General features: G+C 52.4%; 17 protein-coding genes. 5 read left to right on the top strand and 12 right to left on the bottom strand.

The genetic code is table 11. The features are described 5' to 3' along the window. Window positions 1–17 precede the first annotated feature (17 nt). From spoIIIAF to H581_RS0113340, 7 genes are all read right to left on the bottom strand, one after another. Window positions 18–779, bottom strand: coding sequence for a stage III sporulation protein AF (gene spoIIIAF / locus H581_RS36440; protein WP_051250775.1), 762 nt, complete (start codon window positions 777–779; stop codon window positions 18–20). A 17-nt stretch (window positions 780–796) separates the two neighbouring features. Further along, window positions 797–2,041: a stage III sporulation protein AE gene (gene spoIIIAE, locus H581_RS0113365; RefSeq protein WP_028610434.1), complete on the bottom strand. Its 1,245-nt coding sequence runs from the start codon at window positions 2,039–2,041 to the stop codon at window positions 797–799. An 8-nt stretch (window positions 2,042–2,049) separates the two neighbouring features. Then, a complete protein-coding gene (spoIIIAD, locus tag H581_RS0113360; protein ID WP_028610433.1) occupies window positions 2,050–2,445 on the bottom strand; it encodes a stage III sporulation protein AD in 396 nt (131 codons plus the stop codon). 40 nt (window positions 2,446–2,485) lie between these two features. Beyond that, window positions 2,486–2,689: a stage III sporulation protein AC gene (gene spoIIIAC / locus H581_RS0113355; RefSeq protein WP_028610432.1), complete on the bottom strand. Its 204-nt coding sequence runs from the start codon at window positions 2,687–2,689 to the stop codon at window positions 2,486–2,488. A gap of 15 nt (window positions 2,690–2,704) precedes the next feature. Next, window positions 2,705–3,223, bottom strand: a complete 519-nt coding sequence (gene spoIIIAB, locus H581_RS0113350) for a stage III sporulation protein SpoIIIAB (protein ID WP_028610431.1) — start codon at window positions 3,221–3,223, stop codon at window positions 2,705–2,707. Next, complete coding sequence (spoIIIAA, locus tag H581_RS33965; protein ID WP_084134577.1) at window positions 3,220–4,269, bottom strand: stage III sporulation protein AA; 1,050 nt, start codon at window positions 4,267–4,269, stop codon at window positions 3,220–3,222. Before spoIIIAA ends, spoIIIAB begins: the two co-directional genes overlap by 4 nt. A 98-nt stretch (window positions 4,270–4,367) precedes the next feature. Then, window positions 4,368–4,634 carry a YqhV family protein gene (locus H581_RS0113340; protein WP_028610430.1) on the bottom strand — a complete coding sequence of 89 codons (267 nt, stop codon included), beginning with the start codon at window positions 4,632–4,634 and terminating at the stop codon, window positions 4,368–4,370. Window positions 4,635–4,783: 149 nt separating this feature from the next. Here H581_RS0113340 and comA point away from each other — a divergent pair, with 149 nt between their 5' ends. The 3 genes from comA to H581_RS0113325 all read left to right on the top strand — a co-directional run bounded on the left by comA (window position 4,784) and on the right by H581_RS0113325 (window position 6,923). Further along, window positions 4,784–5,611, top strand: a complete 828-nt coding sequence (gene comA / locus H581_RS0113335) for a phosphosulfolactate synthase (protein WP_028610429.1) — start codon at window positions 4,784–4,786, stop codon at window positions 5,609–5,611. A 54-nt stretch (window positions 5,612–5,665) separates the two neighbouring features. After that, the gene (locus H581_RS0113330; protein WP_028610428.1) at window positions 5,666–6,376 is read left to right on the top strand and encodes a 2-phosphosulfolactate phosphatase; all 711 of its coding nucleotides are present in this window, start codon (window positions 5,666–5,668) and stop codon (window positions 6,374–6,376) included. Window positions 6,377–6,467: 91 nt separating this feature from the next. Next, on the top strand, window positions 6,468–6,923 hold the full coding sequence (locus H581_RS0113325) for a DUF441 domain-containing protein (protein ID WP_028610427.1): 456 nt from the start codon (window positions 6,468–6,470) through the stop codon (window positions 6,921–6,923). A 211-nt stretch (window positions 6,924–7,134) separates the two neighbouring features. Here H581_RS0113325 and H581_RS0113320 read toward each other — a convergent pair whose 3' ends face one another. The 5 genes from H581_RS0113320 to H581_RS0113300 form a co-directional block, all read right to left on the bottom strand. After that, window positions 7,135–8,388 (bottom strand): aspartate kinase, encoded by a 1,254-nt coding sequence (locus tag H581_RS0113320; protein WP_028610426.1) that lies wholly within the window; start codon window positions 8,386–8,388, stop codon window positions 7,135–7,137. Between the two features lie 123 nt (window positions 8,389–8,511). After that, window positions 8,512–9,069: an elongation factor P gene (gene efp, locus H581_RS0113315; protein ID WP_028610425.1), complete on the bottom strand. Its 558-nt coding sequence runs from the start codon at window positions 9,067–9,069 to the stop codon at window positions 8,512–8,514. Between the two features lie 30 nt (window positions 9,070–9,099). Further along, window positions 9,100–10,173 (bottom strand): M24 family metallopeptidase, encoded by a 1,074-nt coding sequence (locus tag H581_RS0113310; RefSeq protein WP_028610424.1) that lies wholly within the window; start codon window positions 10,171–10,173, stop codon window positions 9,100–9,102. 28 nt (window positions 10,174–10,201) lie between these two features. Continuing rightward, on the bottom strand, window positions 10,202–10,642 hold the full coding sequence (gene aroQ, locus H581_RS0113305; RefSeq protein WP_028610423.1) for a type II 3-dehydroquinate dehydratase: 441 nt from the start codon (window positions 10,640–10,642) through the stop codon (window positions 10,202–10,204). A gap of 92 nt (window positions 10,643–10,734) precedes the next feature. Next, a complete protein-coding gene (locus H581_RS0113300) occupies window positions 10,735–11,244 on the bottom strand; it encodes a YqhR family membrane protein (RefSeq protein WP_028610422.1) in 510 nt (169 codons plus the stop codon). A 213-nt stretch (window positions 11,245–11,457) separates the two neighbouring features. Between H581_RS0113300 and H581_RS0113295 the strand changes: the two genes are divergently transcribed. After that, the gene (locus tag H581_RS0113295) at window positions 11,458–12,402 is read left to right on the top strand and encodes a DUF1385 domain-containing protein (protein WP_028610421.1); all 945 of its coding nucleotides are present in this window, start codon (window positions 11,458–11,460) and stop codon (window positions 12,400–12,402) included. 32 nt (window positions 12,403–12,434) lie between these two features. Further along, a complete protein-coding gene (locus H581_RS0113290) occupies window positions 12,435–12,758 on the top strand; it encodes a hypothetical protein (RefSeq protein ID WP_051250774.1) in 324 nt (107 codons plus the stop codon). The last annotated feature ends 36 nt before the right edge of the window (window positions 12,759–12,794 follow it).

Raw genomic sequence — 12,794 nt, 5'->3', positions numbered from 1 at the left:
TCCTCTCCGTTCAAGCATTATCGGGAAGCCCCCTCGTCAGCCGGCCGCCGTACAACGATCCGGTCAGCGTTTACTCCCCAGCCCTGCTCAATGACTCCTCTGACAGCCGACGCCGTTGAAGGATCAGCTTCCGTCCACTGTCCCTCCTCCATGCTCCGAGCCATCGTTTCTTCCGTTTCGCCGCTTGGTTCGTTATGCTTCTTACCCGGCAGCGGTTCGTCTCCGTCAGCCTCTTCAATGTTGATTGCTACACTAACGGGCTGCACCTCCTCGACAGGGGAAGCATCCGTTCGCGAGCCGCCGCCGCTGTCTGCAGCCGTTAAGGTCACGATAACTTGATGGATAGAAGGCGTCCGGCTTCCGGACTGCTCCACCCATTTCAGCACCGCGTCGACCTTATCCACAGGCGCCTTAGCCCGTTCAACCAGCTCCGACTTGATCGACGCCTCCAATGTTCTTTCCGCGAGCTTGGCCGCTTCCTGAGTTCGCTTCCCGCTTAGCTGCTCCGCATCGCGCTGGATCTGGCTGAGATCGGCCATCGGCACCTTGCGCGTCATTGCGGCTTCACTCCAAAGCCCCATCCCTTCATCCAGCTTTGCGCTGATATCGGTTTGCAGCAGCTTCAGAATCGGAGATAAAATAGTCAGTAAAATAAACAGACCGACGACCAGCCTGGCATACCGCTGCATCGCCTTGTTCGGAAGCAGCAGTTCGACGAACACCGCCAGCAGAATCACCGCGATGATGTCTCTTAGCCAGTCGCTTAACCAAGCAACCACAGCCTTCGTCTCCTTCCTTACCTCACCATCAGTGCCGCATTTCCCGCCGTCAAAATAATCGTCACCGCAAGAAAAAACATCAGGCTGACCGCCGCGAGCGATGCAAACACATATATCATCGTTTTCCCGATTGTCGAAAGGCAGTTGACGATCGGCGAATCTCCCAGAGGCTGCATGACCGCTGCCGATAAATTGTAGATAAGCGCAAGCGTCAATATTTTGATGGCAGGGAATGCGCTGATGAATAATAAAATGACGACGCCGGCAATTCCGACTGCGTTTTTGGCTAACATCGAAGCGGAAATGACCGTGTCGGCAGCATCCGAGAACATTCTTCCGACGACCGGGACGAAATTGCCGGTTACGAATTTGGCTGTCCTCAGCGTCACGCCGTCCGTTACCGCGCCGGTCGCCCCTTGTACGGAGACGACGCCCAGAAAGATGGTGATCAGCCCGCCCATGACTCCGACCGCAATCGTGCGAAGCAAATTCGCGAGCTGCGTAACCTTAAACCTTTCCGATAGCGCGCTCGCGATATGGAGCACGGCCGAGAAAAACAGCAGAGGGAAAACGACCGTATAAATCAGCGTTCCGACCGCATGGATCATAAATATGATCAGCGGGTGCAGGACGGATACCGTTACGACATTTCCCATCGAAGCCAGCAGCGTCAGCAGCAGCGGCACCATGGCAAGCATGAATTGGATCATGCTCTCAATCGCTCCCTTGGCGTAACCGATTGCCACGTGGAAGCTATTCACCGCAATAATGATCAGCACCATATACGTTATGGAGTAAGCGACCTTGCTGACGGCATTTCTCTCGAACGCATTTTGCAGCGTTTCGAGCACCATGCTGAACACCGTCAGCATGACGATCGTGACAAGCAGTTTCCCGTTATACAGCACCTCGTGCCAGAAATACTTCAACAGTCCTTTCACCATGTCCGACAGCTTGAGGCCATCGCCGCCTGGAAGAACCATTTCCATAAAGCTCGGCACGCGCTGCTCCGGAAAAAATCCGCCGTATTCATCGCTCAGCTTCTCCCAATAATCTTCGACGGCTTCCGTATCGAGACCGTTTAACTGCTCGGTCGTGAGCTCCTTAGTCAGCTCTTTCTCATGGCTTTGCTCCTCTGCGGCAGGCGCCGCAATATTCGATGCGAAGACAGAACCGACATTCGGCACGAATGACAGCAGCAAGGCCGCAATGACAAGAAAGAGCATCAGCTTGGCCCTCTCGCGGGCGGAAGCGGACTTCATCATGCGCTTCAGCTCCCGGCCGGCAGCAAGCCGATAACCGTCTCGACGATTACGCTAATAATCGGAACGGCCATGACAAGTATGAACACTTTGCCGGCGAATTCAATTTTTGAAGCAATACTTTCCTGGCCTGCGTCCCGTACGATTTGCGCTCCGAACTCTGCAATGTACGCAATCCCGATAATTTTCAAAATCGTCTTCAAGTATATGGAGGGGATGCCCGACCGGTTGGCCAAATCCTCCAGGACCGTAATGACCATTTCGATTTTCCCGATCACATACAGGAAGATGAACAATCCTGTAAATGCGGCGAGCAAAAAAGCGAACATCGGCTTTTGCTCCCGGACAACGAGTATGAGTACGGTTGCCATCAGGCCGAGACCGACGATTTGAACGATTTCCATCTTTGCTCACCCGCTTGCATGCGCGTCCGACTGAAGACGCCTACTGAAACAGAAAGATCGTTTTAATTTCCGTAAACAAATCATTGAGGAGCCGGACCACCATAAACAATACGACAACAAAACCGATAACCGTTACCCAATGCGCCATATCTTCCTTCCCCATTTGCTTGAGGACCGAATGGATCATCGCGATGATGATTCCGATCCCGGCGATTTGGAAAATGGCGCTTACATCCATGTTCATCTGTGCGGCACCCCATTACACCATCAAAATGACGATCAGCACAGCGATCAAAATGCCGAGACTTTTCCACATCTTCTCGTAACGCGCTTGATCGTCTCTCGCTGCGTCCTCCTCTGCCTTCAGCTGCAGTAACGCGAGTCGTATATGCTTCATTTGATCTTCCTTATCGCTTATTCCAAGAATCGAGCCTAATCGGATCAACACGGCCTGCTCGTTGCCCCGCATCGATGTGGCCGCCCATTGCGTCCGGACCGCCTGCTCCCAGCTGTCGCGGAAGGTGAAGCTTTCCGTCTCCCACACTCCGCTTGCGGCTTTGCGGAAAATAGCGGCAAGCGGTTCCGGCGACGCCGATGCCGTCCGTTCCAGCGCTTCAGGCAATGGGGTGTGCCCGTACCCGATTTCCGTCTCCAGCCGCTGCAGCGCATGCGCCAGCTGCCGTAGCTGACGCGGCCGCTCGACAAATCGTGCCGCCTGCTGGAAACCGATCATCGTGCCGGCGAATAAAATCAGGACGGCGCCGAGCAGCTTTATCATGGATCATCAGCTCGCTGTCGCCCGGTTAGTCCATGTACCCCGTCGGCTGCCGGTCGGCGCAGCGGTACGGCGCGCGCGCTCGACGCTTGCCTCCCCTGCGTTTCCGCCGAAACGACGCGGTGCATGACGCCCTGCTCCGTCCGCTTCAGCTCGACGACATAAGTAAACGCACCTTCGTCCAGCAGCTTTCGCAGTACGGGTCTTCCTCTCGCATCCTGTAAATCATAGGCATGCGCGGTAGCGACTATGCTGATGCCGGCATGGCTCGCTTCCCGTATCGCCTCTCCATCCTCCGGCCGGCCGATTTCATCGGCGATCAGCACTTCTGGCGACATGGACCTGAGCAGCATCATCATGCCTTCCGCTTTCGGACAAGCGTCCATCACATCGGTTCTCGGACCGACATCGAAGGTCGGTATTCCTCGTACGCAGGCTGCGATTTCCGAACGTTCGTCCACGATCCCCACTTTTCTGCCCTGCCAGCCGCTCACTTCATACGCAGGCCATAAGCCGTAGCTGACCGTTCTGGCTATATCTCTGACAAGCGTCGTCTTTCCTTGCTGCGGAGGGGCAAGGATAAGCGTCGAATGCAGGGTCTTCCGGGTACGATCAATCAGCTTCGGCAGCAGATGAGCGCTCGCGCCTATGACTTCCCTTGCCACCCGGATATTGAATGCTCCGATATCGCGGATGCCTCTTACCGAACCGCCGTCTAGAATCGTTCTTCCGGCAAGCCCGATCCGGTGTCCGCCGGATACGGTAATAAAGCCTCTGCGCAGCTCCTCTTCCATGGCGTAGAGCGAATAATTCGTAATTCGCTCGAGAAGCTTGCGGCATGTATCCGCCGAAGGCTTGTACGCTCCGTCTGCCGTTTGCCTTAAATTTCCGTCAATCATCATAAATCTGGATTGTCCGCGAAATCCGATTTCGAGCGGTCTTCCCTCTCGAATCCGGATTTCCTCAAGCTGCTCCTGCATTTGTTCTGGAAGGCGCTCCAGCAGAGTTTTAAGTTCCGTGGGCAGCAAGTGTACAACGCGTGCGAGCATGCCATCATCACTCCCGGATGTTTGTCCTTCGTAGTACCTATTTGTATGCTTGTACCCGCGAAAATATGTCTCACACCATTTGCTAGATTATAAGTCTATTATTTTTTTAAAATGCCGATCATCAGACAAATGACTCCCGCCGCTACCCATATAAATTTCGAGGGCGACAGCTTATCTGATAATCCGACTAACCCGACCGTAGTGGTCGCGATCAGGATGAGCGGTCCTACTAACGCCAGAGACGAATTAACGACTAACGCTTTATCGATTTGATTAAGACGCAGCATCAGAAGCGCAGCGCAAATCTCGATCGTGCCAGAGGTTAGACGAAGCGATGCCATGGTCAGTACGATTTTATTGAGCATGAGCACATCTCCTCCCTTCTAAATATTCGTTTTATAAATATATGCACGCTTGTCTCCTTTTCATGCCGGACACCTGCCTAACGGTTGATGCATATAGTGAATAATTGATTCAAGCTTCAACATTATTACAAACAGAGGAGACAATGAGGATGAGAATCGCAACTTCAGAAGAGTGGCAAACTCTGCTGCAAGACCCAAGCGGGCAGCGGGCATCAAACCGTAAGAGCCGGATCGGTCAAACGATGGTCATCGACAAAGGAATGGGGCCGAATGCGTTTTACGATTTCATTAAAGTTGCCGGACCGTATGTCGATATAGTAAAGCTTGCCTTCGGAACTTCCGTCCTTTATTCGCCTGAGGTGCTGCAGAGCAAGCTGAAGCTCGCCAAGGAGCAAGGCCTCATTATCATGCCTGGTGGCACATTATTGGAAGCCGCCGTACAACAGCAGGCCATCGGCCCTTTTTTGGATAAGGTCTGCGCTCTGGGCTTTAACGGATTGGAGGTTTCTGACGGAACCATCGAGCTGGACCGCAAACGGAGAACCTCGCTGATCAAAGAAGGTATCGAACGCGGACTTTACGTCGTTACGGAATATGGCAAAAAAGCAGCCGGCTCTATAATTGATCCGGATGAGCTCGCTTTTACCGCAGACTGCGATCTGGAAGCCGGCTCCGCCCTTATTACGGTCGAAGCGAGGGAATCGGGCATAAATGTCGGATTATTCGATGAGGAGGGCAATTGCCTGGAGGCTGCCCTGGAGGAAGTTCTGAACAAGGTGACCGATTGCGGCAAGCTGATGTGGGAAGCTCCCTTAAAGCAGCAGCAGGTTTATTTGCTCCAGCAGTTTGGCTCCAATGTTCACCTGGGCAACATCGCGCAGACGGACGCCCTGTCGCTTGAGGCAATGCGCCGCGGGCTGCGATCCGATACATTTCATTTCAGCCGTGTGAGCGAGCCGTACATCTATATGATCTAAACCTGCGTCTCCTCAACGTTAGCAGCTGCTTCACAAAGAAAGGGGGGACCTAACATGCAGGTTCAAGTAGTATCCAGCGTTAATGAAGCAAGCTCAGCCAGATTCCATCATAAAACGGCCATCATCATCGATGCGCTTCGAGCAACCAGCACCATTGTTACGGCTATCGCGGCAGGGGCGTTATGCGTCATTCCGGCTGAGACGGTCATGGAAGCCAGAACGCTGCAGCGGCCGGGGGATTTGCTTGGTGGAGAGCGGTTTTGCCGGAAAATCGCCGGCTTTGACTTGGGAAATTCACCAGTGGAGTATGCGGAGCACGTCGTCGCCGGCAAACGGATCGTGCTGACGACAACGAACGGGACCCGCGCCATTCACAAATCGATGCGCGCGGATTATGTATTGACCGCCTCCTTCCTTAATGCGGAGGCTTGCGCCCGCGCCGCTGTCGAACTGCGTAGGGATGTCATTATTTTATGCGCGGGCAGCCATGATGAATTTGCGATTGAGGACGGCTTATGCGCAGGGCTCTTGCTCGATCGGCTGCATGCCCTGAGCGGCGTTACGGTCGAAACGGACGATTTCGGAACGGCAATGTTGGCCATGTACCGAAATCAAGCCTCGAGCTTGAAGGAAACGGTAACGAACGGGAGCTCGGGAAAGCGCTTGTTGAAGCTTGGAATGAAACGGGATATCGAGGTTTGCACGGCGATCGACATCTATCAGGTTGTCCCGAGATTGAACGGCGACCAGCTTACCCGTGCTTAACAGACATATATGAGACGGTTTGTCCATATAATGAACAATCGCCGCTAACAACGGTGCCGCTTTCATTATGATGGATGAGGAGTCATACGCAATGGCTGGAGAAATCGTTTTAGTCGCTCTCATCATTATAGGATTAATTGGACGGTCGCCGATTATTGCGACGGCTGCCTGTCTTTTGCTTGCCGTAAAGCTTATCCATCTGGAACGGTTTCTGCCGACGATTGAACGCCGCGGGCTGGAGCTTGGCTTGCTGTTTCTCACCTTGAGCGTTCTGGTTCCGTTCGCCGCAGGCAAAATACAAACGAAGGACATTACAACCATCCTGACCACATGGCCCGGATGGTTGGCCTTGATGGGCGGAGCTGCGGCAACATATATAAACGGGAAAGGCCTCGACCTGCTTCGGATCGATCCTCAGATCATTGTCGGGCTTGTTATCGGCTCCATTATCGGAATCGTGTTTATGCGCGGAGTGCCCGTTGGACCGCTAATGGCGGCCGGCATTACAGCTATCTTGTACAAACTTTTTAAGCTGATGGGCGGATAAACGGGTAGATATGAAAAAGGGGATGCTCTAAGGTTTATCATTCCAACCTTCGGAGCATCCCCTATTTTAAATTCTAAGATTTATAAGCTTAACGGCTTAATATGCGCTTAGAATTCATCACAAAACGGTTTGCGTCCTCTGACAAGGACGAGAGGCAGGCGTTTCTGCTTGTGAGAAAAATAATAAGGACCCTTTGCTGCAGCAGTTTAATTTAGCGGCGGTCCTGCGGTCCGCCAACGAACGCTTGCTCGGCCGTATCCAGCCCGTACGCCGTATGAAGCGCGCGAACGACATCATTCAGCGGCTCTGCGGAAATGACGCATGATACTTTAATTTCCGATGTGCTTACCATCTTGATGCTTACGCCGAGCGACGAGATCGACTCGAACATTTTCGCAGCCACGCCCGGATTGCTGACCATGCCGGCTCCCACGATCGAAATCTTCACTAAATTCGATTCGGATGTCGCTTCGCGGAATGGCACGGTACTGCGGATTCCTTCAATAACCGAAATGGCTTTATCCTCGTCATCTCCGGACACGGTGAAGGAGAAATCGGCTTTGCCGTCCAGAACACCGCTCTGTACGATAATGTCTACATCAATCCCGTTATTCGCCAACGCGCCAAATACGTTAGCAAGCACGCCTGGAACGTCTTCTACGCCCATTATGCTGATTCTGGCTACATTTTTATCAAACGCGATGCCTCGAACGACCACGCCCTGCTCCATGACCGCTTCCTCCTTTACGCTTGTACCTTCGTTCTGGGTAAAGCTTGATCTGACGACAAGCTTTACATGATTATGCTTTGCGTATTCCACGGCGCGCGGATGAAGAACCGCTGCGCCCAAATTCGCGAGCTCAAGCATCTCATCATATGAAATCTCGCCCAGCTTACGGGCATTTTTCACGACACGCGGATCCGTTGAATACACGCCGTCTACATCAGTGTAAATTTCGCAGACATCGGCATTCATCGCCGCCGCCATCGCCACCGCTGTGGTGTCGGAGCCGCCGCGGCCGAGCGTCGTGATTTCCCCTTCTTCCGTCATTCCTTGAAAACCTGCAATGATAGCAACATTGCCCTGATCCAGCGCTTTGAATACGCGCTCCGGATTAATACGGGTCATCTTTGCTTTCCCATGAACCGCTTCCGTACGGATCCCGGCTTGCCATCCCGTAAACGAGACAGCCCCCGTACCCAGCTGATGGATGGTCATCGAAAGCAAAGCAATCGAAATTTGCTCGCCAACCGTAAGCAGCATATCCATTTCCCGCGAAGGCGGGTTCGGATTTAGCAGCTTCGATTGGTCGATCAGGTCATCTGTCGTATCTCCCATAGCAGAAACGACAACAACGATATCGTTGCCCTCCTGCTGTCTCTCAACTATTCGCTTTGCGACTCTCTTCATCCGCTCCGGTGTTCCGACCGAGCTTCCGCCAAACTTCATCACGATCAACGACAAAGCTGCCTCACTCCCAACCTCGACATATACATACAAGTCAATATTATACCACAAACCCATGCCCAGTGGGTATATCCGCATGCAAAAAAACCGCCCGAATACTATCGGACGGTCCTGTCATGCTTAAGCGCGGGAAATGTATTTGCCTTCACGGGTATCGATGAGCAATACATCGCCTTCGTTAATGAACAATGGAACTTGAACGTTAAGGCCGGTTTCAACCTTCGCGTTTTTCGTTGCGCCTTGCGCGGTGTTGCCTTTTACGCCAGGCTCTGTTTCGATTACTTTCAGTTCAACGCTGTTCGCCATTTGAATGCCGAGAATTTCGCCTTGGTAGCTCGAAATGTTTACGTTCATATTTTCCTTCAGGAAGTTGAGCTCCCATTCGAGCTGCTTCTTGTCCAGGTTGAACTGGTCGTAGGTTTCGTTATCCATGAACGTGTATTCGGATCCGGAATTGTACAAATACTGCACTTCACGGTTTTCGATGATCGCGCGGCCGATTGTTTCGCCTGCCCGGAATGTTTTCTCTACAACGTTGCCGTTACGGAGGTTCTTCAGCTTGGAGCGTACGAACGCAGCGCCTTTGCCTGGTTTTACGTGTTGAAAGTCAAGCACGGTGAAAATATCGGAGTCTACTTGTACGGTCAAGCCTGTCTTAAAATCGTTTACTGAAATCATTGCTGATTCCCTCCTGAATGAATAGTTCCCTTAACCTAAAGTAATCAATTCCTTTGGCGAAGAGGTTAATATTTTAATACCGGATTCCGTAATGACGATGTCATCCTCGATCCGCACCCCGCCGAAGCCGGGTACGTAAATGCCTGGCTCTACCGTCACGGTCATGCCCGGGGTTAAAATCGTGTCGCTTAGCTTGGATAGTCTTGGCGCTTCATGAATTTCCATGCCGAGCCCGTGTCCGGTACCATGCCCGAACAGATCGCCGTAACCGTATTTGGCAATGACGTCGCGAGCTAAAGCGTCCGCTTCGCGGCCGCTCATCCCCGGCTTAATATGCTCGAGTGCATGAAGCTGCGCTTCCAATACGATATTGTAAATCTCCAAATGCTTCTCCGTAGGCGTTCCGACAACGACCGTGCGGGTTAAATCGGAGCAGTACCCCTTATAGTAAGCGCCGAAATCCAGTTTTACAAATTCATTTGTGCCGATCAAGCGGTCACTGGCGACGCCGTGCGGCAGCGCCGAACGTTCTCCTGAAGCCACAATCGTATCGAATGACGATGAGATTGCGCCGTGGCTTCTCATGTACACTTCCATTTCAAGCGCGATATCCGTTTCGCGAACGCCCGTACGAATCAGCTTCAAAATGTGTTGAAACGTAGCGTCCGCAAGATCGGCCGCCTCCTGCATGATCTGCAGCTCGGATTCCTCTTTGATCATCCGAAGTCTCTCGATCAAGCCGGACGCAGGCTCTAATGAAATGCCCGGCAGCGCTTTCGTCCATGATGCAAACTCGCCGTACACGACATGGTCTTGCTCGAACGCGAGCTTCGCAAGCTTGTTCTGCTCCAGCAGCTCGCGCACGTTGTCGATCGGGCTCGGACCGTGCTCGACAATTTGAAACCCGGCAGCCTGCTTCGGCGCCTGCGTGCGATAACGGAAGTCCGTCAACAAATAGCTTTCGGAAGGCGTGATAAGCACCATGCCGGACGACCCCGTAAATCCGCTTAAATATCGGCGGTTGTGCCCGCTTCCAACCAGTATCGCTTCAAAGCCTTGCTCCTCGAGCAATTGACGGAGCCGTTTTACTCTATCGTTTGGCATATCCGCTTCACCCTTTCCAATTCGCTATTTACGATTGTTGCAAATGGCGTACGAGCGCGTGCAGCCCAAGCTCGTAACTGTGAGAGCCAAAGCCCGCAATTTGTCCGACGGCTACAGCCGCAACGACCGAGACGTGGCGGAATGCTTCCCTCTTATGAATGTTCGACATATGCACCTCGATAACCGGCAGGCCCACCGTACTTAGAGCATCCCGCAAGGCATAGCTGTAATGCGTCCAAGCGCCGGGGTTAATGACGATTCCGTCTGCCTTTCCGTATGCGCTATGTATCCGATCAATCATTTCGCCTTCATGATTCGTTTGGAAGAACTCAGTCCGAACGCCAAGCGCTTCGGATTTTTCCTTCAACTGAGCTTCAATGGCGGCTAGCGTTTCCGTTCCGTACACGCCCGGCTCCCGAATACCGAGCATATTCAGGTTCGGTCCGTTTAATATCAATATGCTGTGCATTCAAGCACCTCCCAAGCCACCAATCAAAGCAACTCTTCAAAGTCCATTAGACATTTTACCACAAATGTCCTGCGCTTGAGAAGTAGAATCCGCTAATGGGCTTTCATAGGCTCCCTCGAAGCTTCATCCGTGAATTCGAAGGCGATCGAATATCCGATAAAAACCCCCCACAACAAGAATACGCAGATCTCGGAATAAAGCGTATTCCAGCCTAATATCGTGACCCTTTCGGTCATTCCAAGCGGCGGGCCGGCTGCGATGAAGATCAAGGCCCACCAAGCCAAACCGTAGGCAATACCCGGCCACGGCCCCCGCAGACGCCTGAACAGGGCAGCGTACAGCAGAGCCGCGATAATAGAAATCAGAACGAAAGCTCCGATGCCGAAAGCGATCCCCCAGTACGTCTTCAAGAAGGCTTTACGGAAAAAAGGATCGGCCGCAAAGCCCGGAATAACCGTCGTAAACTTCATCGTATAAAAGATCCAACGAACAGTGCCCCATATTAGGCCTGCAAAAAAGCCGATTTTCACGGCATACAGCCAAGGATTCGTATGGTGCTGCCGGTCGTGGCCGCCGCTGCTCTCGCGTTTAAATACTTCCATATCCGCAGCCTCCTGTTCGGATTATTTCAAGACTGGTTTAGTATGTGATAAAAAAACGAACCGTAACCATAGGTTCCTCATGCAAGCTGCCTGTCGCGGGGCCGCTATGGCGTTGGCATTTATCCGGTAGATCAAGTACAATGAATAGTAAAGATGCAGCTATATTCGTCGACTCTATTTGACGAAAACCTACTCAAGGAAGGTGACAATCACTTGCCGCAAGACTCCAGAAGCATATATGGCGGACAGGCGGTTATCGAAGGCGTCATGTTTGCGGGCAAACATGTTAACGTAACGGCCGTTCGTCGCAAAAATGATGAAATCGTGTTTTACGAGGTACCGCGCACCTCGCAGCGCTGGGTTCAGCGCCTTAAAAAAATTCCGCTCGTACGCGGCGTAGTCGGAATCATCGAATCAAGCGCCAAGGGCTCCCAGCATTTGAACTTCTCTATGGAAGCCTACGCCGAGGACGAAGCCGGCGAGCAGCAAGAAGCCCCGGTGAAAGAAGAGAAGAAATCAGGCGGCTGGAGTTTAAGTATGATTGTTGGAGTGGCCGTTGCCGGCGTGCTCTCTTTTATATTCGGCAAACTTATTTTCACCGCTGCCCCTGCGGCACTGGAAGAATTGCTGTTCGCCGGTGTATTTGATAACAAGATCGGTCATAATTTACTAGAGGGACTTATTAAGATCATCCTGCTGCTCGCCTACTTGTATTTCATTTCAATGACCCCGCTTATTAAACGGCTGTTTCAATATCACGGAGCGGAGCATAAAGTGATCAGCGCCTTTGAAGCAGGCGAAGAGTTGACGGTTAGCAGCGTGCAGAAATACAGCCGTCTGCATTACCGCTGCGGTTCCAGCTTTATCGTATTTACGGTCATCGTCGGCGTCATCGTCTATTCGCTTCCCATCTTCACTTGGGATACCATCTGGGAGCGTGTATATATCCGGATCCTTCTCCTGCCGCTTGTGCTTGGTCTTTCTTACGAAGTGCTGCGCTGGACCAATGCCCTTAGAGAAGTGCCCGTACTGCGTTATCTCGGATATCCTGGACTATGGCTTCAGCTCCTCACGACCAAAGAGCCGCGGGATGAACAGGTCGCCGTTTCCATCGCTTCATTTAACAGGATGCGCGAGCTGGATCACCAAATGAAGTAATCAAAGTTGAACGAGGAAAGGCGGAAATGACAATGAGCAGAATGCCGAACAGATGGAATGTTTGGTCGATCGGGTTATTGGCATTACTTGTAATCGGTCTTGTGTACAGCATAATCAGCAGCCCAAGCGCATTTATAATTCCTATCGCGGTGTTGGGAGGCATTTTCCTGCTGTACAAATATCCGCCCTCTTTCTTAAGGAGCGGTAACGGCTCTCAGCAGGGACGTACGCATGCGAAGCCGGGGCGGACCGCCGCCGCCGCAAAAACCAAGACAGGCAAAACCCGCTCCAAAACGGTGCCCTTCCGCGTCATCGAAGGCGGCAAAGAGGATGACGATTTGCCTAAATACCACTGATATACCGTTCATGGATACAACAAAGAAGGTCAGAGG

The organism is Paenibacillus harenae DSM 16969 (assembly GCF_000422465.1).
Taxonomy (GTDB): Bacteria; Bacillota; Bacilli; order Paenibacillales; family Paenibacillaceae; genus Pristimantibacillus; species Pristimantibacillus harenae.
Note: the sequence above shows the minus strand (reverse complement) of the source record. Positions and strands in the feature narration are given on the sequence as shown.